Origin of the sequence: Kyrpidia spormannii (genome assembly GCF_002804065.1) — a bacterium.
Classification (GTDB): Bacteria; Bacillota; Bacilli; order Kyrpidiales; family Kyrpidiaceae; genus Kyrpidia; species Kyrpidia spormannii.
In genome coordinates this window covers 1,967,927-1,989,414 of the sequence record NZ_CP024955.1, presented here as the reverse complement: position 1 = coordinate 1,989,414, position 21,488 = coordinate 1,967,927, and the positions used below count along the sequence as shown (strand labels likewise).

Below are 21,488 nucleotides of genomic sequence, written 5' to 3'. Positions count from 1 at the left end.
TCTGCAACTTTTTGGCACCCTACTTCAAAGGTGGCGGGAACCTGGAGCCAACCCCGTGGCACGCCTGCGGACACTTTTGCGGGAACAAACATCTTGGCCCGGCCAATCGCATGCGTCCTCCGTACCGGGCGGACGTGGGACGGGAGTTGGAATCGGCAGACTGGCCAGCCGGTAACCCGGATGAACGAGGATACGGCACGGAAACTCACTTTCGAAAAATCCGTCAAAATTGAAGAGTTAACGGCGCAGCAGAAGGACGGCGTTTTTCCGCTTGGATCGCGGGTTGGAATGTGGTACCATTCCAGGTTGACAGGATGCGATGGAACGACTGCGATTCGCGGCGGGGAGTGGAAGCTGTGCTGCGCCTTTTTGTACCAGATGTGTACGTGCCGTCGATTTACGCCGTGAATGCCGAGGCCCTGGTCCGCAAAGGCTTGCTCGGAGTGGTCACGGATTTAGACAATACCCTGGTGGCCTGGAACGAGCCCCAAGCACCGGACAAGTTGGTCCATTGGCTGGACGATTTGCGGGATCGGGGGTTGAAGGTCTGTATCGTATCCAACAACAAGGAGGTCCGGGTGCGGCCTTTTGCGGAACAGTTGAATATCCCGGCCCTTTACGAAGCCGGGAAACCGCGCATGCGGGCGTTTATGAAGGCTTTGGAGATCACGGGCACCCACCCCCGGCAAACGGCGATGATCGGGGACCAGTTATTTACGGACATTGCAGGAGGAAACCGGATGGGGATGTACACGATTCTCGTGGTGCCGATTTCCGATAAGGAATGGGTGGGGACCCGGGTGATGCGGCTCGTCGAACGCCGGGTGTTGCGCTTTATTGCCCCGTCCCTGCATCGGATCTCTGAGGGGGAGCATCAAGGATGAAGGTCTGCAGTGGTTGCGGGGAGGAACTTCAAAGCGAAGACCCGGGAAAAGCCGGCTACGTCCCGGCGCATCGCATGGATGAACCCGGGGTGTTGTGCCGCCGCTGCTATCGCATCATCCATTATCAGGAAATCGCCCCTGCTGCGGTGCCTCCCGAGCGCCTGCGGGGAGTCTTGGCCCGGGCAAAACAGGAGCGGGCCCTGGTGGTTCAGGTGGTGGATATTCTTGATTGGACGGGCACGCGAATCCCGGACCTGAACGACGTGGCCGGGGATCGACAATGGCTGGTGGTCCACAAAATCGACCTTTTGCCCCGGGAAACGAATTACGATCGGGTTCGGCGGTGGTTTGAACGGCAGCTCGGGCGTGAGGGCTTCCGGGTGGAGCGCGTGTATTTGGCCAGTGCTCACAAGGGAATCGGGATTCCCGGGTTGCTCGCCGATCTGAACCGGGTCGACGGAGCGGTGTATTTTATGGGCGCCGCCAACACGGGAAAATCGAGCTTGCTCAACGCGTTGATGGGAGCCGCCGAAATCTCGTCGGATCGCCCCCTCACCACGTCCCGGGTGCCGGGCACGACTTTGAATGCGGTGACCATCGACCGCGGGGAAGGGCGAAAATGGGTGGACACCCCCGGCATTACGGCGGGCTACCGAGTGGTGGATCGGTTGTGTCCGACGTGCCTGCGGGCGGTGGTGCCTGTTCAGCCGATTCGGCCCCGGGTCTATTCGTTGGAGACCGGGCAAAGTATTTGGCTGGGGGGATTGGCCCGGTTGGACGTATTGGAGGGGGATCGACAACCTTTTGTTTGCTTTCTTTCCAATCGGGTTCCCATCCATCGGACGAATGTACTCCGGGCCCAGCCTTTCTTTGAAAAGCACGCCGGCAAGGACCTGGTCCCTCCCTGTGAGCGCTGTCTTGCGGAAGTTACACCCGTGGCGCGCACCGAGTGGAAACTCGAACCCGGAGAGAAAGTCGACCTGGCGGTGGCCGGCCTGGGATGGGTCTCGGCCCGGGGGCGGGGCGCCCGGGTGGCCCTCTTTGTGCCCGAGGGGGTTGAAACGGAGTTGCGCCCGGCCTTGGTTTGAGTCTAGGGGTGAAAACTTCCGCATATGGCTTGAGTAAGATCGCCGGTGAGGAGGTTGCCCCTTTGGAGACGTTACGGAGACGCAGGGTGGTTCGGGTCCTGTCGTTGCCCTCGGTTTCTTCCCAGCCGATCATCTTCGATGTTGACGGTTGGCTCGATTGGTTGCGCCGGGAGGTCCAGCGGGCCCGGGAGAGTGAGCCGGAGTTGCAGGATTATCATCTCCACGATCTCCACATCGCCTTTGAGGGCACGAATGTCAAACTGAGAATGGATTTTCGAAAATAGCCGTTGTCCCGATGCTCATGGTATGATGGGAGAAAGAGAGCGGCCGTACGGGAAAGTGGGGGCGGGGAATGGTACAGGTGGAAGGCCGCGTGGCCTTGATCGGTCATCCGGTGGGGCATTCTTTATCGCCCGTGATGCACAACCGGGCCTTCGAGCGGCTCGGGTTGGCGTGGCGGTATAATGCCTTCGACGTTCAACCCAAAGATCTCCCTGACGCGATGCGAGGTCTTCGAGCGCTGGGGTTCCGGGGATGGAACATCACAGTCCCCCATAAAGAGGCGGCATGCCGCCTAGTGGACGAGCTGTCCGATGAGGCTGCGGAGATTGGAGCCGTGAACACCGTGCTTGTTCAGGAGGGGCGGTTGACCGGTTATAATACGGATGGTTGGGGTTATGTGGAAGCCCTGCATGCGGAGACCGGTTTGACGGTGGAAGGGAAGGTCTGTGTCGTGGTTGGCGCCGGGGGCGCTGCCCGAGGCATTGCCCACGCTTTGGTGCGGGAGGGGGCCCTGGTACGAGTGGTGGCCCGGCGCCCGGCGCAAGCCGAGAGGCTCGCCGACGAGTTCAGCCGCCTGGGGCCCGGCCGAATGCAGGCCGGGGGCTGGGACAAACTGCAGGTGTGGCTTCGGGAAGCGGACCTCTGTGTCAACACGACACCCGTCGGGATGAGCCCGGGCACGGGCGCAATGCCCTTCGATCCGGGGTGGACCCGGGAGGACTGTGTGGTCAGCGATATCGTCTACAACCCAAGGGAGACCCTGTTGCTGAAGCGCGCCCGAGAGTTGGGACGGTCCACCTGTGACGGGGTGGGCATGTTTGTCTTTCAGGGTGCCGCGGCCTTCCGGATTTGGACGGGACTGGCGGCGCCAGTGGCGGACATGCGGGCGGTGGTGGAAGAAGGTTTGGACGATGGGGCGGTCAAAGGGGGCTCCGATATATGAAACGGATCGGGCTCTTCGGAGGCACCTTTGATCCCGTTCATATTGGACATATCGTCGCGGCGGAATACGTGTTGGATGCCTGTGGTTTAGAACGCGTACTCTTTGTTCCAACCCGAATTCCGCCACACAAAGAGGCGCCGGATACTCCGGCCGAAGATCGGTTTCACATGGTTGAAGTTGCCGTGGCTGACCGTCCGGGCCTCGGGGTGAGCCGGGTGGAACTCGACCGGGAAGGCCCATCGTATACCGTGGATACCCTTCGTTATCTGAGGACTCGGCACCCGGATGTGCGATTCGCATGGATTATCGGCGCGGATCAACTCCTGGGATTCCCGATGTGGAAATCCCCCGAAGAGATTGTTTCTTTAGCCGACTTGATTGCGGTGGTCCGGCCGGGGTATAACGAGCATAAGGGGATGGACGTTGTTCGCAAGCAATTTCCCAGAGCTGCTCTCGAGGTGGTGGAGATGCCCCGGCTGGAGGTTTCATCTTCAGAACTGCGGGCTCGTCTGGAGGCAGGGAGAACGGTCAGTGTATTGGTGCCCCAAGCTGTTCAGGAATTGATCCGGGCAAAAGGGTTGTATAAAAGGGCGGGGCGGGTGCGATGACGGAAGAGCAGATCAAAGAGAAGGTCAAAGGGGCCCTGAGCCCGGCGCGATTCGCTCACGTGGAGGGCGTGGTGGCGGAAGCCGAACGACTGGCCAAGCGCTACGGGGCAGACGAGGATAAAGCGCGCCTGGCGGCTTGGATCCACGATTGGGCCCGGGAATGGCCCGCCGATCGTCTGGAAGAGGAAGCCCGGCGACTGGGTGTCGATCGGGAGCTCTTTGGACCCGTGGCCGTATTGCACGGACCCATCGCCGCCGCAAAGCTCGGGCAGGAATTCGGGGTGGAAGATGACGAAGTTGCAGATGCCGTCCGTTATCACACCACCGGGCGCCCGGGGATGGGGCTTTTGGAAAGGGTGGTGTGTTTGGCTGACGCTGTGGAGCCCGGGCGGGCCTATCCCGGAGTGGATCGGCTTCGCCAATTGGCCAGTCAGGATTTGGACAGGGCTCTGGCGGAGATGTTCGACGCCAGCCTGCGGGATCTTCTTGATCGCGGGAGACCGGTGGCTGTACTGACGGTGTTGGCGAGAAACGAATGCTGGTCCCGGGTCCGCGGTGGGCGGAGCCGCTAGTGGGGCAATACCAGCAATCCAACAGGGGAGGCGTGGGAATGAGTGCACAGATGGCCAGTTTAGCGCGCCTGGCGGCGGATGCCGCAGCGGACAAAAAAGCCGGGAATGTGGTGATCCTCGATATTGGAGAACTCTCCATCATCGCTGATTACTTCGTGATTTGCAGCGGTCAGTCCAGAACCCAGGTGCAGGCCATCGCAGATCATGTGCGCGAAAAAATGGAGGAACACGGGGCGGTGCTCCAAGGTCTCGAAGGACGTGATGAAGCCAGGTGGGTTCTGCTCGACTTTGGGGATGTGGTGGTGCATGTGTTCCGAGAGGAGGAACGGGAGTTTTATCAGCTGGAACGCCTCTGGGGCGATGCCCCAATGTTGTCCCAGTCCTCGTGACATCTCCCGACAACAAATTGACACCTTTTGTCGATCCATGTATAATATAGCATACAATTGGCAGTCGATCGCAGGGAATTTCAGTGTAGATTTCGCCCCAAACAGGCAACCAGCGGCGGGTGAGGGTTGATTCTTTTGGATACCTTCCGGTGTCCGTGGAACGCGACTCCAAGGGTGTGTGCGCGGTGACGGCCTCACCGCGGTCGGCAAGGGCCTCTCGTCCCTGGCACGAGCCGGGGCGAGAGGCTTTTGTGATGAGTGGCGTCAAGGAGGGGTACGTCGTGACCGAACAACAGTATGTGCCGGCAGAGATCGAACTCAAGTGGCAGAATCTGTGGGAGGAGACCGGGCTGTATCGCACCCGGGAGGATGCAAACCGCCCGCATTACTATTGCCTGGAGATGTTTCCTTACCCCTCGGGCAAGTTGCACATGGGCCATGTTCGGGTTTACTCCATCGGCGATGTGGTGGCCCGGGTAAAACGGATGCAAGGGTACAATGTTCTTCATCCCATGGGGTGGGATGCTTTTGGCATGCCCGCGGAGAATGCGGCAATCCAGCACGGTGTCCATCCCCGGCTGTGGACCTACGAGAATATCGACCACATGCGGCAGCAGCAGAAACGCCTCGGGGTCAGCTACGACTGGGAGAGGGAAGTGACGACCTGCGCGCCGGATTACTACAAGTTCACCCAGTGGATGTTCTTGCTTTTCTATCACCGCGGGCTCGCCTATAAGAAAAAAGCGGCGGTAAACTGGTGTCCACAATGTGTCACTGTGCTGGCCAACGAACAGGTGGAGAATGGGCGATGCTGGCGTTGTGGCACAGAGGTCACAAAGCGAGAGCTGGAGCAGTGGTTTCTGAGGATTACCGATTATGCGGATCGGTTACTGGAGGATTTGGATCAGCTCGACCGCTGGCCGGAACGGGTTAAAGTGATGCAGCGCAACTGGATCGGACGCAGCACCGGCGCGGAAGTTGAGTTCGCGCTGGAAGGACGGCCGGAGACGATCCGCGTGTTCACCACCAGGCCGGACACGCTGCTCGGGGTGACGTACATGGTCCTCGCTCCCGAGCACCCTTTGGTGCCTGCGCTCATCGAACACTCGAGTGAGAGGAATCGGGTGGAGGCCTTCGTAGAGGAGATGCGCAAGGCTTCGGAGGTGGAACGCACCGCTGCGGATGGGGAAAAGCGCGGGGTTTTCACCGGCACTTATGCGATTCATCCCCTCACCGGGGACAGAGTGCCGATCTGGGTGGCGAATTATGTACTTCTCGATTACGGGACCGGCGCTGTGATGGGTGTGCCTGCCCACGACGAACGGGATTTTGCCTTCGCCAAAAAATACAACCTTCCGATCCGAGTCGTGATTCGACCGCAAGATCAAGAACTTCCCACGCCCCCTACCGAAGCCTATGTTGAAGACGGAGTTCTCGTAAACTCCGGTCGGTGGGACGGGATGCACAATCGCGAGGCGATTCAGGCCATCACCGCCCACCTGGAGGAGATGGGAAAAGGGCGCTTTGCCACCTCTTACCGCATCCGCGACTGGCTCATCTCCCGGCAACGCTACTGGGGAGCGCCGATTCCCATCGTGTACTGTGATCATTGCGGCATTGTGCCGGTGCCTGAAGATCAGTTGCCCGTCCGGTTGCCGGAAGATGTCTCTTTCGAGCCGGGGACGGTATCGCCCTTGGCTACCAATGAGGATTTCGTCCAAACCACTTGCCCGAAGTGCGGAGGACCCGGCCGGAGAGAAACGGACACCATGGACACCTTTATGTGTTCATCATGGTACTATTTTCGCTACACCAGCCCAAAGGAAACCGCTCGCCCCTTCGATCCCGAAGCGGTTCGCAAATGGTTGCCGGTGGACGATTATATCGGCGGCATTGAGCACGCGGTGTTGCACCTCCTTTACTCGCGATTTTTCACCAAAGTCCTTCAAGACGCCGGGTGGGTCGATTTTTCCGAGCCATTCCGCCATCTTTTAACTCAGGGGATGGTGATCAAGGAAGGGGCGAAGATGTCCAAATCCAAGGGCAATGTGGTGTCTCCGGATGACATCATCAACCGGTATGGCGCCGACACGGCCCGGTTGTTTATCCTGTTCGCCGCCCCGCCCGACCGGGACCTGGAGTGGAGTGACCAAGGCGTGGAAGGTAGCCACCGGTTTCTCCATCGGGTCTGGCGACTCGTAAACCAGAATCGAGAGGTGTTTCATGCTCCGGCCGGAGACCAGATGGCGCCCGCTGCCAGGGAATTGCGCCGCAAGACCCACGCCACGATCAAAAAGGTGACCGAAGACTTCGCGGAACGGTACACGTTTAACACCGGGATCAGCGCCATCATGGAGTTGGTAAACGCCATCTACGCCTACCCGGCGGAGGCGGATCCCTTCACCAAGGCGGCGGCCATCCGGACCGTGTTGCTCCTGCTCGCCCCAGCCGCACCCCATATCTGCGAAGAGTTGTGGAGCCAGATTGGAGGAACGGGAAGTGTGCACCAACAGCCGTGGCCGACCTATGATCCTGCGGAACTGGTGACCGATGAAGTGGAGTATGCGGTGCAGGTCAACGGTAAGGTCAGAGATCATATCGTCGTCTCAGCTTCGGCGGGGGAGGAAGAAGTCCGCCAGACAGCTTTGGGTGCGGAAAAAATCCAGGAATGGACAGGTGGAAAACGAGTGGTCAAGGTGATCGTTGTCCCCAAGAAATTGGTCAATATTGTGGTGAAAGGGTAAACCGCAGTTCATCGAAACGCTACACGGGAGATCGGGGTGCCGATGGTGCTCCATTACCGCTTCCTGCGGCCGGACAAACGAGGTCCGGCCGTTTCACGTGATTCATGTCATTCATCCATCACTTTTAGATTTTCTGTGGAGCGATCTTCGGCCGTTCCGGCCTGTAACCGGCGAAAGCGTTCGAATGCTCGTTGATATTCCGGATACTCCTGAAAGAACAGGACGAGGCTCTGCAAGGAACGCATGGTGCTGGGGCTAATGTGGTGTTCAATGCCTTCCACATCTTTACGAATCGTGCTCTCCCCCACCCCGAGCAGGCGCAGGAAGTCCTCTAACATCCGGTGGCGCTGTTTCATATTCCGACCGAGCTGTTCCCCTTCCGGGGTCAGGACCAGACCGCGATATTTCTCATACGTCACAAAATTCTTTTCGTCCAATTTCTGAATCATCTTTGTGACGGACGAAGGCTGCACGGCGAGGATTGTCGCAATATCCGATACGCGGGCATAGCCTTTTTCCTTCATCAGTTCATAGATGGTTTCTAAATAGTCTTCCATGCTGGGTGTTAGCATGCGACAGGCCCCGCTTTCCAAAGGGTTCTGTTCCATTTTACTATTGCACTCCCCGATGTTGCAAACCAACCTTCCGTCTTAAGTGAAACTCAAGGATTTCAACACGAGGTACCGGACATCCCCTGTCGAATTGGATCTGTCGGAGGTGATAACCGGTGGAGGGGATCCGTATGGCTTGGGCACGAAATGTGGGAAGGGCGGTTCGAAAGGGCTGGTGGGCCTTACTGCTTGTTCTGGTGGCGGGGGCGTGGTTTCTGTGGAGTGAAGGAGTTCAGCCCGGTTCCGATGCTCTTCCGGCAGTGGTCGAAACGGAGCTCCTGGCCGGGCGGGGGCCGGGTGCCCCGAGCTCCCGAACGATCGCCGTGGACGTGAAGGGGGCGGTTCAAACGCCGGGGGTGTACCAATTGCCGCCTGGCTCTCGGGTAAAGGAGGCCCTGGATGCGGCGGGGGGAGCTCTAGAAGCGGCGGAGCTCGCCGGGATCAACCTCGCGGCCAAACTGGAGGATGGCGCCATGGTGGTGGTGCCCGTCAAACCCACGGCGGTCACCGAGGCAGGCCATCCGTCTTTGCCGGAGGCAAACCTTCACGGCGAACAGGCAGGCGGAACGAATGCGCAGGCCGCATTGACCTCGGCGGAATCAGCACCTGCAACCTCAGGATCAGGCGGGATCGTCCACATCAACTCTGGTAGTGTGGATGATATCGATCGCCTGCCCGGCATCGGGAAGAGCAAAGCCGAAGCGATTGTGCAGTATCGTTTAGAGCACGGGCCGTTTTCTTCTGTCGATCGCCTGGAGGACGTGCCGGGCATTGGGCCCAAACTGGTGGAGCGGATCCGGTCACAGGTTGATTTGCAGTGATTCCGCTTTCTACATCCCAGCTATTTCCCCTGTTTGGCATCTGGACCGCCGCGTGGGCAGCCTTGGGGCAGTCAGCCCCTGTGGGGTGGGGCGGGGCAGCCTTGTCGGCCGCAGTCCTGCTGTGGGGATGGATGATGGATACCCGTCGCCGACGGAGCTGGGTCCAACCTGAGGGTATATGGCCATGGATGCGTTTTTACTTGTATCGCTGGGAAAGTGTGGCTCTCGGGCTGGCGATGGCCGCGTGTTTTGCCGGGGGACAGGTGTCCGCCCCCGCGGTTCCACCGTTGGATGGGTGGATAGGTGAACCTGTTGAAGTGGCAGCGCGGGTCGTTGCAGTTTTGCCCCGGATACCCGGTGCCAATCCATCCGTGGAGGCGGAATTGGTACGACTCTTTCACAGCAGGGGTTCCGCCGAATCGTGCAGAGGGGTGCGGGTGCGAATGGAGATGCCTGTGCCCGTGGTTGAAGGGGACTGGATCGAGGCCCGGATCCGTCTCAGTCCCCCTCCGGCGCCCAGGGCTCCATTTCCTCATGGCGTAGCAGACCCGTGGGAAAGAGCGGAACTGTTGTACCGGGCAAAACTGGAGTCTCCTCCTAGCGTACGGTCGACTTGGCGCAGTGTGCCGGGGAAGGCTCGAAGGGCATTCGAAAAGGTGTGGTCGGGGAGGGTGAAGTCTTCATCGGAACCACTCCTCAAAGCGATGGTGTTAGGAGATACCAGCGATTTGGACCCCGCGCTCAGCGAGGCCTTTGCTTTGACCGGCGTGGCCCACGTGGTGGCGGTCTCCGGCGCGCATCTGCACGTGGTGCTGTGGCCTCTCAGGCGATGGTTGGAAGGGCGCACATCCCCCAGGACACGGTTTTTTTGGCTTGCCAGCACAGCGTTTTGCTACGCAGCCCTAACCGGGGGTAGCCCTTCGGCGATGCGGGCGGCGGCGATGGCGACTTATGTGGGGATGGGGGAGGCCTTGGGGCGGCGTCAGGGTCCGCTACACGCGTGGGGAGTGACTCTAGCGGCGGAATCCCTTTTGCACCCCAAGTGGGTCTTTGATCTCGGATTTCAGCTTTCGTACGCGGCCACGTGGGGCATCTTCGTTTTGGCGCCCGCTTTGCGAAGCGCGATGGGAAAAGGACCGGGCTGGATCCTGGAACTCGTCGCTGTGGCCGGCGCCGCAGAGATCGCCATTTGTCCGATTTCGTTTTCCAGCTTCTATGTGTGGAATGGATGGACGCTTTTGGCGAATCTCTGGGTTCCTCCTGCGGGTGCTCTGTTGTTGGGAACCGGTCTCGTGTCTTTGCTCACAGCGCCCAGTCCTGTACTCAGCGACGGAGCGATGTTGATCGCCGACCTTTTGGCCCAAAGTATCATCGGAGGTGTCACGGCGATGGACGGCGACCGGCGCTGGCTTCTCCGGCTGGGTGAACTCCCGCTATGGATCTGGGCCCTGTACGGGGGCGGGGTGTTGTGGGCATTGAGCCGCTGGGGAAAGGGCCAGCGCACGGGCCGATTTTGTACGGTCGTTTTTTGTGCTGTGGTGGTCCTCTCCGCCCGGGCGGTACCAGAGCAGATGGTGGTCTTTGCCCTGGACGGCGGTTCGGCAATCTTTTTGGAATCACAAGGGGTTCGGGAATTGATTTGCAGGGATGACAGAGGGGATCTCGAGATGGTGATTGTCCCGTATCTCCGTCGGTTGGGCGTGTACAAGTTGGACCGGGTGTGGCTGGCTACTTTTGAAGAGTCCGGGGGAACTCGGAGTTCCGGGTCGGGGTTAGAGGTTCTAAAACGCCGACTGGCTCCGGAGCGAGTATTACCATGGGATAGGAATCACTTTATGCGCGTAGAGATCGGCGGCCACCCGATATGGGTGGGCGGTTGGCCCCCACAGATTCTCCTTCCAGGTCGACTTGTCGTGGATGTTCACCCAGGGGAGCCCTTGCCCGGGTTTACAGGGCTAGAGCGTCGGTGGTCGACAAAGGCCTATTCAGGTCTTCTCATTCAGAGCGAGGGTCGGGGAAACGTGGCCATACGTGGAATCCGAGGGACCATTTCAACGCCTTCCCGCGGGCTCGGCCTGTCGTTCCCCCTCGGTCTGTCGCCCTCCGTCCGGCCGCGCCTTAACCTGAACTGCTTGCAGGCTGGCCTGTAAGGCCTCCATGAGGTCGACCACATTTTTTTCGGGAGGCCGCACCTGAACCACTTGGTTTTCGGACACGCGGGAAGCGATATATTCCCGAAGAGCCTCCCCGTACTCGTTATGGAACGCCTCGGGATGAAAGGGGCTCGACAGCCGATTGATCAGCTCCTTGGCCATTTCGAGTTCAGCCGCTTTAACTTCAATGCCGGCTAAGTTTGGAAGTTCCGCCGTAGATCGCAATTCATCGGGGAAGTGAAGCATCGACAGGGCGAGCACATGGTTATAACAGCGAAGGATGGCCAAGTGTTCTTTGCTGCGCAGGGCGATTTTGGCCAAGGCGGCGAGATCGGTCTCTTGCATCGCTCGGTGCAGCAACTGGTAGGGCTTTTCTCCGAATTCCTGGGGCGATAGATAATACGTTCTTTCGAAATAGATGGGGTCCACTTCGCCGACTCGCACAAACTGCGTGATTTCAACGGTGTGCAGGCTTGGAAGGGGCAGGTGTGCAAGGTCGTCGTCGGTGAGGATCACAAACTCACCCGGCCTCCACTCGTACCCGCGGACGATCTCGTCCGCTGTGACCGTCTCGTTACAGTGCGCACACCATTTTTTATACTGAATGGGTGTTTTACACCGGTTGTGCAATTGTCGGAAATGGATGTCCCGATCTTCGACAGCCGCATACAACTTGATGGGAATATTGACCAAACCAAAAGAGATACTGCCTTTCCACAGAGCCCGCACCTGGGATCCCTCCAGTTCCGGAGACTGAACCACTTTTATTGTGCCGCCGATGGATCGATTTCCAACCACGTACTTTGCTCCAAATGTTGGGGGTCGTTGTGGTTCGTTGAAGCGAGGAAGGATGTAAAAGCATCGACAGAATCCTGGGAAAGCACGCTTAACGATGCTTTTCGCAAGGTGTCAGAACCCAGGGAGGCCCCCAGTAACGGATGGTTGTTCCGAGTGATCAGTATAGTGGCGTTGGCAACAGGGACTCCGCTGCGGTAGATCGCCGTGATCACTTTTTGTGCTGTACTTTTTGCCGCTTGGATCGGATTCGGATCGTCCACATCTACGAAAGCCGTGGTGTAGACGATGACCCGACCTTGATTGTCTTTCTCCATGTACACTTCATCCAGGTTTCCGATGGTTTTCAGTTGAGCGAGAATCGGATCGGCCTCGGCGTTAGAAACGTCTTGAAGGGGGGCTTGAACCGGTACTGTGACCCGGGGGGCCGCCGATGCGTAGGCGATGACGAGGAGGATCAGGACGACTACGGGAATGGCAAGCCTGCGGGTTAACCGCTTCGGACGGGTTTTCAATGGCGGCACGCTCCTTTCCGGATTCTGATAAACTCTATGGCTTGGCCACCCTTCCTATGATTACTACGGCATAAAAGGCGCTGAGCCGACCATACTAGGCTCGAAATCAAGGGGGTGGCGCGGGGATGGAGAAGCAAATTTTGATTCTAGGTGCGGGTTACGGCGGTGTAAAAACGGCGTGTGGGCTGCAGCGCCAGGACATACCTTTTGCACTCGTGAACGATCAACCGTACCACCAATTTACTACTTTAATGCACGAAGTCGCGGGCGGCCGGGATCACCCCGACGATTACCGGATAGCGCTACAGGATCTGATCGACCCCCGGGTCGGCAAGATTCGCATCGGCACCGTTTCCGCCATCGATTGGAAAGGTCGGAGGGTACAAGTGGATGGGGCACCGTTAGAATATGATGTGCTGGTGGTAGCCCTGGGCAGTGAAACCGAATTTTTTGGAATTCCTGGACTGCAAAAGTACAGTGTCCAGTTGTGGGGGTTCGATTCGGCCCTGGATATTCGACGGCGGATGGTGGAGTTGGTGAAAAAAGCGACTGCGGAGCATCCCGTGAACGTGATCGTCGGCGGTGGCGGGTTAACCGGAGTGGAACTCACGGGGGAATTGGCAGATTGGATTCCCCATCTTTCTCGTCAGTACGGCGTGCACCCGGAACATATTCACCTGATCTTGATTGAAGCCATGGAGACAATTGTCCCCATGCTCGATGTTGAACTGCAACGCCGGGCGAGGCAGGTCTTGGAGCAAAAAGGCGTTCAAGTGAGAACGGGCACAAAAGTGGCAGAAGTGAAGGAGGGACAAGTGCTCTTCGACGATCACCCCCCCTTGAGTTATTCCTTGTTTATTTGGACCGGCGGGGTTCGGGGCAATCGCTTGCTCGGGGAAAGTGGTTTCCCGGTGGACCGAAAGGGGCGGGTCCCCGTGGATCCCGTATTTCATCCGAAGGGTATGTCCGATGTGTTCGTGATCGGGGACTGCGCGGCTTTCCCAGGTCCGGATGGGCGTCCTCTTCCACCGACAGCACAATTGGCGACCCAGATGGGCGATCATTTGGCTCAAAACATCGGGCTTCTCCTCAAGGGGCGGCCGCTGAACGCCTTTCACCCGCATCTGAGAGGGACACTTGCTTCTTTGGGCCGCGGCCAAGGCATTGGCGAGGTGGGGAATTGGAAGTTGGCGGGCGGAACGGCGAGATTTTTAAAAGAAGCCAATAAAGCGCGGTATTTGTGGAGCATTGGGGGATGGAAAACGTTCTCTCGCAAACGCGGACAGATCCGCTGGGCGTGATCTGTGCTTTCCCCTGTGTTATGCTGGGCTTGAGGTGGGGCGTATGTATTGGGATTCGTGGATTCGAGAGATCCGCGGTGGAATTCTGGCACCGGTCTACGTCTTGGGGGGGCCCGAGAGCTATGTCGCCCGCATGGTCGTCGAGGAATTGGAAAACGCCTGCGGGTTGTCGGCTCCGGAATTGAATCTGGGGCGATACGATCTGTCCGAAACGCCGATTCAGCAGGTCGTCCTTGAGGCGCGCACCACCCCGTTTTTTAGCGATCGCCGTCTCGTGATCGCGACCGGAGGCGAGGCCCTTTCCGGTCGGTCGAAAGTGCCTCACGATCTGACAAGTTGGGAAGAGTATGTGGCTGACCCCTCCCCGACGGCGGTCGTCGTGCTTCTCTTCGGCGATCACAAAATGGATGAGCGGAAAAAATGGGTCCGCAGAGTGAAGGAAGCGGGACGCTGGTGGATGTGTCCTTCCCCAAAGGAATCAGAACTGACCGCCTGGGTGAACAAAGAAGTCCAGCGCCGGGGTTTTCACATGGGAGCGGACGCCGTCAACCGATTGATCCTCCTGTCCGGCGGCCATTTGGAATTGATCGCTGGAGAATTGGATAAATTATCCTTGTATGCGCCGGGAAAAGCGATTTCTCGGGAAGATGTCGACCTATTGGTCGTCCCCTTCCCCGAACAGGATATTTTCCGATGGGTGGACGATGTGGTCCGTCTAGACATGGACCGGGCTTTAACCGGATTGGACCGACTCCTCAAGCAAAAGGAAAATCCCTTTAAGCTCTTGATGCTCCTGGCCAGGCAGTTTCGACTGATGTATCACGCGCTGAATGAATACAAATCCGGACATGTCAACACCGACCTCTCCGCACAGCTCGGCGTTCGACCTTATGCTTTAAAAATAGCTCTGGAGCAGGGGCGCCGTTATACACTCCGGCAACTGAGCGACGTGTTGCAATGGCTGGCCGACGCCGATGCGGACATCAAAACTGGGCGCCGTACCGATCGCGCCGCATTGAATGATTTCGTTGTCACCCTGCCAATTCGATTAAAAGGAGGAGAGTGGAATGCCCCGAAGACGCCGAATCCTCGTGCCGGAAGCCCGTCCCGCCCTGGATCGGTTAAAGCGTGATTTGATGGAAGAAGAAGGGCTTGCATCAAACAAGGGAAGTGACCAACCTCTTGAAGAGGAGGTGGCGGGCCAGCTAGGCATTCCCTTGGGGAAAGGCGATGACGGGGAGTTGACCACTCGTCAGGCCGGCAAGGTCGGGGGAGCCATGGGGGGACCCCTCGTCCGCAAACTCATCGAAATCGCCCAACAGCAGCTGGTTGAGACAGGCCAATACATGCCGGGAACAAAGCGGGAGGGATTGCCCCCTCGGGATGCCGGGCCGGGGCGATGAGGTCCAATTTCTCCTAAATAAAAAAGCCTCCGAGTCGAGGCTTTTTTATGTTCAGGCCGTTTGTTGGGTCTGCTGTTCCTTCACCGCTGCCTGGAACTTTCGAGTCAAGCGAGACTTTTTCCTCGCCGCCGCATTCCGGTGCAGAATTCCTTTTGTCACCGATTTATCGATGCGCCGGATGGCTTCCCGCAGTTGACGTTCCGCAGCCTCGAGATTCCCGCTCTGCAACGTCACGTGGAATTTTTTAATTGACGTCCGGAGCATTGATTTCAACGAGGCATTACGGAGCGTGCGCTTCCGAGTGATCTGTACCCGCTTGATGGCGGATTTAATGTTCGGCAAAGATTGGCCCTCCTTTCCCTCGCCCTTTGCGGCGCCGTTTTCAAGGCCGCCCACATACAGACAAAATGTATTCTACCACGCCATCCAACTCGGTGCAAGACGCGGGCGTCCGGAAAACGCGCATCTCCCCGGGCTCGGCCAGGGTCGAACACGCCCCCGGGGCATACTATGGGCAACTTCAGTTGCTTCAGCCTTAGCCTCAAGGAGGGAAGGACGTGCACAGAACGAACCCCTATGCTTGGAGGCGGTTTGGTGAGTTTGTGGAGTGGACACATCGGGGACAAGTGCCGGAACCCCAAGGGGAACAGCAGGCATCGGACCCCCGGGTGGACCTGGCGGTGGAAGCCCACGAGTTGGCCGGCGGCGGCGACATTCCCGGGGTGGACGTGGAAACCTGGTCCGAAGAAGGAATCACGGTGACCCGGATGCACGTACAGGATGAGCAGGCCGCCCGGCGGGTCGGCAAAGAGCCGGGACGGTACAGCACCCTTGAGGTGCCGGGCCTTCGCAAACGGGACCCCGACCTGCAAGAGCGGGTGTCGGCCCGGATGGCGGAGGAGTTGGCGAGGTTCATCGAACTGCCCGACACCGAGTCCGCACTGGTGGTGGGTCTTGGCAACTGGAATGTTACGGCGGACTCCCTCGGTCCCCTGGTGGTGGAAAAACTATTTGTCACCCGCCATCTTTTCCACCATATCCCCGATCTCATGGGAGACGGATACCGGAGCGTCAGCGCGGTGGCACCCGGAGTGCTCGGCATCACGGGCATTGAGACGATGGAGATCGTCCGGGGCATTGTCGAACACGTCAAACCCAAACTGGTGGTGGCCGTGGACGCTTTGGCTTCCCGGTCGACCAAACGGGTGAATACCACGATTCAAATTGCGGATACCGGCGTCCACCCCGGATCGGGAGTGGGAAATCGACGGAAAGGCCTGACCCGGGAAACCCTCGGTGTGCCGGTCATCGCTATCGGCGTCCCCACGGTGGTGGAAGCCACTACGATTATTCACGATGCCTTGGATTACCTGTTGCAACGACTAAGTCGAGAAGTTTCCGACCAGTTGCGCCCGGTTTTGAACACCTTCGACGTAGCGGAGAAACAAAAATGGATCACGGATATTCTCGATCCTTTGGGAGACAACCTGGTGGTCACGCCAAAGGAAATCGACGCCTTTGTGGACGATGCCGCCCACATCGTGGCGACAGGATTAAACGTGGCCTTCCATCCCGCCATTAGTCTGGAAGATGCTGCGCTGTTTACGCACTAACTCCGGGCCTTTCCGCAGGGCGGGGACCGCGCCCGACCGCTTCTCTCCGTTTATTTTCGTGAATCCATCACGATGGCATAGACCCGTCCATCCGAGCATAGCTTGTACCGAGGGATGGACAGGGGGTATCGGCCATGCGCAAATCGTCTTTCCGAATTGTGACATTTCACGCGCCCCGGAGGGGGTTGAAATTCTCCGTCACCGCATGGCTTGTCGTGGCTTCCGCGGCGCTTCTTGCTTCCGCATTGTGGTTTCTACCGGGACCCGCCGGAGGCTCTGGCTTGTTCGGTGCCGTGGACGCCCTAACCTGGTCCTCGGTGGTGCGCCAAGGCGTGCCGTTGATGGATCAATCCTCTAGCCCCGCCCAGGTGGCCGGTGAACAATCCTGGGCTGCCTTTCTTTTTTATCACTTGACTGACGTCGATCCGACCCGCCCGACGAGCATCCTGGGATGGACGGTACCCGGCATGGCTTTTACCGACTACCCCATCGCTGTCGATGGTCGGACTGTCGACCTGCGTCCTCCTGAAGACGGGGCTCCCTCCCCTGGACTTTTTCAACACGAACAGCCCACCTCCAGCTCTTCCTCCACGGCGCCCAACCTTTCGTCGACGTCGTCGGATCCGTTGGTTTACGTGTATCACACCCACAATCGGGAATCGTTTTTGCCCATGCTTCCTGGGCGCACCAGTTTTGATGACGCTTATGACAAGGCGAAAAACATCACCCTCATCGGGACCGCATTGGTGGATGACCTCAAAAAATTGGGCATTACCGCGATTCACACCACGGTGGACTACTGGCCCATGGGGGATTACAGCAAAATGTACGGCTTCTCCCGGAAGACGGTCAACGAAGTGCTGCAAAAATACCCGGGTCTTAAGCTCATCATCGACATGCACCGGGACTCCGACCCCCGGGATCTGACCACGACGACGATCAACGGTCAGACCTATGCGAAAATCCGCATCATCATTGGCGGCAATAATCCTAACTACCAGGCCAACGAGCGACTTGCCGAGGTACTGAAAGGGGAACTCGACCGCCTGTATCCTCATCTGGTCCGGGACATCTGGGCAAAGCGCAGCACCACCTACGACGCCACTTACAACCAGGACCTTTCTCCCAACATGCTGCTGATTGAAATCGGCGGTCCGGAAAATACCGAGGCTGAATTGGATCGCACGGCAACGTGTCTCGCAGACGGCATCGCGGCCTTGCTGAAGGACCAGGGAGATCTGCGTTTAGCCCGCTGAGCGCCCTGACCATACTGGAAGGTGGAGGGATGTGCGGTGCGAGGGTTTATCGGTCGTTTGCTGACCTATACGGCGCTTTTGCTCATGTGCGCAGGGGTAATCGCCATCGGCTTCGACATCGCCCAGAGGGGAATGAATGCCCTGGCTGGGGATCCGCCTCCGTCCCCCCCTTGGACACCCGTAGGTGAACGGCTCAACCAGCGCATCGAGACCGCGGCCGGCGATGTGTCGGTGGCGGTGGAACAAGTGGGTGTGGCGGCGGGGAGCTGGATGAAAGGTCAAACGCGCAACTTGTTGCTCAAGATGTTCGCTGATCGCTGATGCCGCCTGCGGAGGTCCCTTGCCCGCTCCGTCGGCACGGCGTATAATTCGGGATGATGCTGGCGGACAGGAGGAGGGGGCACTTGGATCCCCGGGACAGACAGAAGAGAATTCGCAACTTTTGCATTATCGCCCATATCGACCATGGCAAATCGACGTTGGCGGACCGGATCTTGGAGTATACCGGTGCCCTAACAGCCCGGGAGATGCACGATCAGGTTCTCGATCAGATGGATCTGGAACGGGAGCGGGGGATCACCATCAAACTTCAGGCGGTCCGTTTGGAATACCGCGCATCTGACGGAGAGGCGTATATTCTGCATCTTATTGATACTCCGGGCCACGTGGATTTCAGCTATGAGGTGTCCCGCAGCCTGGCGGCTTGCGAAGGGGCCCTTTTGGTGGTGGACGCCGCCCAAGGCATCGAAGCCCAGACCCTGGCCAATGTGTATCTGGCCCTGGAAAACGATCTGGAGATCATCCCGGTGATCAACAAGATCGATCTGCCCAGCGCCGAGCCGGAGCGGGTCAAACGGGAGATCGAAGAGGTCATCGGCCTGGATGCCGAAGGCGCGATTCTCGCCTCGGCCAAGGAAGGGATCGGCATTCGGGAGATCCTCGAAGCCATCGTCCACTCCGTCCCGGCTCCCGCAGGAGATCCCGCTGCGCCTTTGCAGGCGCTGATTTTTGACTCCCACTATGACTCCTATAAAGGGGTTATCATTTACGTCCGGGTGGTGAATGGAACGCTGCGCCCGGGGATGAAGATCCGGATGATGGCCACAGGGGCGGAATTCGAAGTGGCCGAGGTGGGAACTTTCCGGCCGAAGATGACATCGGTCCCGGAGTTGTCCGTGGGGGACGTGGGTTTCGTCGCCGCGGCCATCAAGAACGTGCGGGACACCCGGGTGGGGGATACGGTCACCGACGCCCTGCGGCCGGCCCGCGAGCCTTTGCCGGGATATCGCAAAGTCCACCCCATGGTGTTCTGCGGGCTGTACCCGGTGGACTCGAATGATTACCAAGATCTGCGGGAGGCCTTGGAGAAGCTGGAGCTGAACGATGCCTCCCTCAGCTATGAACCCGAAACCTCCGGGGCTTTGGGCTTCGGGTTCCGGTGCGGGTTTCTCGGTTTGCTTCACATGGAAATCGTCCAGGAGCGGCTGGAGCGGGAATACGGGCTCCAACTCATCACCACGGCACCCAGTGTGATCTACCATGTGTACACCACCGCCGGGGAGATGATCCCTGTGGACAATCCCAGCCGGATGCCGGATGCGTCGCGAATTGAGCGCATTGAGGAGCCCTATGTAAAAGCTTCGGTTATCGTCCCCAAAGACTATGTCGGGACGGTGATGGAGCTGTGCCAGGAAAAACGCGGAGAGTTCCAGGACATGCAATATTTGGACGAGAATCGTGCGACCTTGGTGTACAATCTTCCGCTGACGGAAATCGTCTACGATTTTTTTGATCGTCTCAAATCGAGCACCAAAGGGTATGCGTCCTTTGACTATGAACTGGCCAGTTATCGACCCTCTGACCTGGTGCGCATGGATATCCTGATCAACGGAGAGCCGGTGGACGCGCTGTCGTCCATCGTCCACCGGGACCGGGCTTACCAACGGGGCAGGGCGCTGTGCGAGCGATTGAAAGAGTTGATCCCACGGCAATTGTTCGAAGTGCCGATCCAGGCTTCCATTGGCAATCGGGTCATCGCCCGGGAAACTATCCGGGCCATGCGCAAGAACGTGTTGGCCAAATGTTACGGAGGCGACATTACCCGCAAGCGCAAGCTGCTGGAGAAACAACGGGAAGGTAAAAAGCGGATGAAGCAAGTGGGAAACGTGGAGATTCCCCAAGAGGCGTTCATGGCAGTGCTCAAAATGGAATGACGGCGCGCGGCCCATCCGGTCGAGCGCCGTTCCAATCTCGGTGGGAGGCGGTAAGAACGTGAACCGGCTGCCGGTGAAGGCCTTGTACTTGCACGTTCCATTCTGTGAGCGCAAATGTTATTACTGCGATTTTAATACCTATGTCGCCAGGCCGGAGGTGTGGCAACGGTTCGTTCAGGCGTTGGTTCGGGAAATCCGCGCCCTTGGCCGCCTCTATCCGGATACGGTCCTAGAGACGGTGTACGCCGGCGGGGGAACGCCGAGTCTCCTGTCTTGCCGCCAGTGGCAACAGATTTTTGAAGCGCTGCGGGGTTCGTTTCACCTCGCCTCGGATGCCGAGATTAGCCTAGAGGCCAACCCGGGCACGGTGGATCGTGAAAAATTGCATGTTCTTCGGGAGCTTGGGGTCAATCGGCTGAGCATCGGGGCGCAGAGCTTCAACAGGGAATTGCTCCGGAGGCTGGGCCGGTCTCACGGGCCGGAGGAGATTGTTCACAGCGTGGAGCTCGCTCGCTCGGTTGGGGGATTTTCCCTCAACCTCGATTTGATGTTCGGCATTCCAGGTCAGAGTATGGAAGATTGGCACCAGAGCTTGGCGGCGGCGGTGGGGCTCGGCCCGGATCACCTGTCCGCTTATGGCTTAAAAGTAGAAGAAGGGACGCCTTACAGCCGGTGGTACGACCAGGGGGTTCTCGACCTGCCTTCCGAAGATCTCGAGGCAAAGATGTATACCGCATTGATGGAATTCATGGATAAAGCAGGGTATGAGCAGTACGAGATCAGCAATTTTGCCCGGCCGGGAGCGCGCTGCCGCCACAACTTGGTGTACTGGCGCAATGAGCCGTACCTGGCCGCCGGTCCGGGAGCCCACGGGTATGTCGACGGGGTGCGGTACGCCGTCGTCCGGAAAGTACCCGTTTATATGGAGCTCGCCTGGAAGGGGAGCTCGACGGTCGAGGAGCGCCATGAGGTCTCTGACGAAGAAGAAATGGAGGACACCATGATTCTGGGGTTGCGGCTGCTGGAAGGGGTGGGGGATGATCGTTTCACCCAGCGCCACGGCCGGTCGCTGTTCGACGTCTTTGCAGAGCCGGTGGAGCGGTATTTGCGCTCTGGGCTCCTCCTTAAGGAAGGCTCTCGGGTTCGGTTGGCTCGGGAGGCGCTTTGGATCAGCAATGAAGTGTTCCAGTCTTTTCTGGCCCTATCCATTGACAAAGTCTGACCATCTCTGGTATTTTCATCGTATGGAGGTTTAGCACTCGTGATGTAGGAGTGCTAACAGACGGGGGTGTCGGAG

General features: G+C 58.6%; 22 protein-coding genes. 18 read left to right on the top strand and 4 right to left on the bottom strand.

The window, feature by feature from the left end; translation table 11 throughout:
* Positions 1-356 precede the first annotated feature (356 nt).
* The 8 genes from CVV65_RS10090 (at position 357) to leuS (ending at position 7,510) form a co-directional block, all read left to right on the top strand.
* The gene (locus CVV65_RS10090) at positions 357-884 is read left to right on the top strand and encodes a YqeG family HAD IIIA-type phosphatase (RefSeq protein WP_232059687.1); all 528 of its coding nucleotides are present in this window, start codon (positions 357-359) and stop codon (positions 882-884) included.
* Complete coding sequence (yqeH, locus tag CVV65_RS10085) at positions 881-1,972, top strand: ribosome biogenesis GTPase YqeH (protein WP_100668019.1); 1,092 nt, start codon at positions 881-883, stop codon at positions 1,970-1,972. Before CVV65_RS10090 ends, yqeH begins: the two co-directional genes overlap by 4 nt.
* 62 nt (positions 1,973-2,034) lie before the next feature.
* On the top strand, positions 2,035-2,256 hold the full coding sequence (locus tag CVV65_RS10080; RefSeq protein ID WP_100668018.1) for a hypothetical protein: 222 nt from the start codon (positions 2,035-2,037) through the stop codon (positions 2,254-2,256).
* Between the two features lie 68 nt (positions 2,257-2,324).
* Positions 2,325-3,197, top strand: a complete 873-nt coding sequence (locus tag CVV65_RS10075) for a shikimate dehydrogenase (protein WP_100668017.1) — start codon at positions 2,325-2,327, stop codon at positions 3,195-3,197.
* On the top strand, positions 3,194-3,805 hold the full coding sequence (gene nadD, locus CVV65_RS10070) for a nicotinate-nucleotide adenylyltransferase (protein WP_100668016.1): 612 nt from the start codon (positions 3,194-3,196) through the stop codon (positions 3,803-3,805). The genes CVV65_RS10075 and nadD overlap by 4 nt, the downstream gene beginning before the upstream one ends.
* The gene (yqeK, locus tag CVV65_RS10065) at positions 3,802-4,377 is read left to right on the top strand and encodes a bis(5'-nucleosyl)-tetraphosphatase (symmetrical) YqeK (RefSeq protein WP_100668015.1); all 576 of its coding nucleotides are present in this window, start codon (positions 3,802-3,804) and stop codon (positions 4,375-4,377) included. The genes nadD and yqeK overlap by 4 nt, the downstream gene beginning before the upstream one ends.
* Positions 4,378-4,415: 38 nt before the next feature.
* Positions 4,416-4,766, top strand: coding sequence for a ribosome silencing factor (gene rsfS / locus CVV65_RS10060; RefSeq protein ID WP_013075226.1), 351 nt, complete (start codon positions 4,416-4,418; stop codon positions 4,764-4,766).
* Between the two features lie 254 nt (positions 4,767-5,020).
* Positions 5,021-7,510 carry a leucine--tRNA ligase gene (gene leuS / locus CVV65_RS10055; protein WP_100668014.1) on the top strand — a complete coding sequence of 830 codons (2,490 nt, stop codon included), beginning with the start codon at positions 5,021-5,023 and terminating at the stop codon, positions 7,508-7,510.
* 107 nt (positions 7,511-7,617) lie between these two features.
* Here leuS and mntR read toward each other — a convergent pair whose 3' ends face one another.
* Entirely contained in the window at positions 7,618-8,082 is a 465-nt protein-coding gene (gene mntR / locus CVV65_RS10050; protein ID WP_013075228.1) for a transcriptional regulator MntR, read from the bottom strand.
* Between the two features lie 170 nt (positions 8,083-8,252).
* On the opposite strand from mntR, the gene CVV65_RS10045 reads away from it, so the two are divergent.
* A complete protein-coding gene (locus CVV65_RS10045) occupies positions 8,253-8,942 on the top strand; it encodes a ComEA family DNA-binding protein (protein ID WP_100668013.1) in 690 nt (229 codons plus the stop codon).
* Positions 8,939-11,092, top strand: coding sequence for a ComEC/Rec2 family competence protein (locus CVV65_RS10040; RefSeq protein ID WP_100668012.1), 2,154 nt, complete (start codon positions 8,939-8,941; stop codon positions 11,090-11,092). Before CVV65_RS10045 ends, CVV65_RS10040 begins: the two co-directional genes overlap by 4 nt.
* Here the strand turns inward: CVV65_RS10040 and ku are convergent.
* Both ku and CVV65_RS10030 read right to left on the bottom strand, forming a co-directional pair.
* Positions 10,994-11,893, bottom strand: coding sequence for a non-homologous end joining protein Ku (gene ku, locus CVV65_RS10035; protein ID WP_232796582.1), 900 nt, complete (start codon positions 11,891-11,893; stop codon positions 10,994-10,996). The two genes, CVV65_RS10040 and ku, sit on opposite strands and share 99 nt — an antisense overlap.
* Positions 11,860-12,405 (bottom strand): hypothetical protein, encoded by a 546-nt coding sequence (locus CVV65_RS10030; protein ID WP_100668011.1) that lies wholly within the window; start codon positions 12,403-12,405, stop codon positions 11,860-11,862. The genes ku and CVV65_RS10030 overlap by 34 nt, the downstream gene beginning before the upstream one ends.
* Positions 12,406-12,530: 125 nt before the next feature.
* On the opposite strand from CVV65_RS10030, the gene CVV65_RS10025 reads away from it, so the two are divergent.
* The 3 genes from CVV65_RS10025 to CVV65_RS10015 are packed head-to-tail and all read left to right on the top strand — an operon-like array spanning position 12,531 to position 15,109.
* Positions 12,531-13,706: an NAD(P)/FAD-dependent oxidoreductase gene (locus tag CVV65_RS10025; RefSeq protein WP_100668010.1), complete on the top strand. Its 1,176-nt coding sequence runs from the start codon at positions 12,531-12,533 to the stop codon at positions 13,704-13,706.
* Between the two features lie 43 nt (positions 13,707-13,749).
* Positions 13,750-14,838 (top strand): DNA polymerase III subunit delta, encoded by a 1,089-nt coding sequence (gene holA, locus CVV65_RS10020; RefSeq protein WP_100668009.1) that lies wholly within the window; start codon positions 13,750-13,752, stop codon positions 14,836-14,838.
* Positions 14,774-15,109: an alpha/beta-type small acid-soluble spore protein gene (locus CVV65_RS10015; protein WP_100668008.1), complete on the top strand. Its 336-nt coding sequence runs from the start codon at positions 14,774-14,776 to the stop codon at positions 15,107-15,109. Before holA ends, CVV65_RS10015 begins: the two co-directional genes overlap by 65 nt.
* Positions 15,110-15,160: 51 nt before the next feature.
* Here CVV65_RS10015 and rpsT read toward each other — a convergent pair whose 3' ends face one another.
* Positions 15,161-15,451 (bottom strand): 30S ribosomal protein S20, encoded by a 291-nt coding sequence (gene rpsT, locus CVV65_RS10010; protein WP_100668007.1) that lies wholly within the window; start codon positions 15,449-15,451, stop codon positions 15,161-15,163.
* A gap of 215 nt (positions 15,452-15,666) precedes the next feature.
* Here rpsT and gpr point away from each other — a divergent pair, with 215 nt between their 5' ends.
* The 5 genes from gpr (at position 15,667) to hemW (ending at position 21,413) form a co-directional block, all read left to right on the top strand.
* Positions 15,667-16,722 carry a GPR endopeptidase gene (gpr, locus tag CVV65_RS10005; protein WP_100668006.1) on the top strand — a complete coding sequence of 352 codons (1,056 nt, stop codon included), beginning with the start codon at positions 15,667-15,669 and terminating at the stop codon, positions 16,720-16,722.
* A 134-nt stretch (positions 16,723-16,856) separates the two neighbouring features.
* Positions 16,857-17,978, top strand: a complete 1,122-nt coding sequence (spoIIP, locus tag CVV65_RS10000; RefSeq protein ID WP_100668005.1) for a stage II sporulation protein P — start codon at positions 16,857-16,859, stop codon at positions 17,976-17,978.
* Positions 17,979-18,014: 36 nt separating this feature from the next.
* Entirely contained in the window at positions 18,015-18,299 is a 285-nt protein-coding gene (locus tag CVV65_RS09995; RefSeq protein WP_100668004.1) for a hypothetical protein, read from the top strand.
* 83 nt (positions 18,300-18,382) lie between these two features.
* A complete protein-coding gene (gene lepA, locus CVV65_RS09990) occupies positions 18,383-20,191 on the top strand; it encodes a translation elongation factor 4 (protein WP_100668003.1) in 1,809 nt (602 codons plus the stop codon).
* A gap of 58 nt (positions 20,192-20,249) precedes the next feature.
* Complete coding sequence (hemW, locus tag CVV65_RS09985; protein ID WP_100668002.1) at positions 20,250-21,413, top strand: radical SAM family heme chaperone HemW; 1,164 nt, start codon at positions 20,250-20,252, stop codon at positions 21,411-21,413.
* The last annotated feature ends 75 nt before the right edge of the window (positions 21,414-21,488 follow it).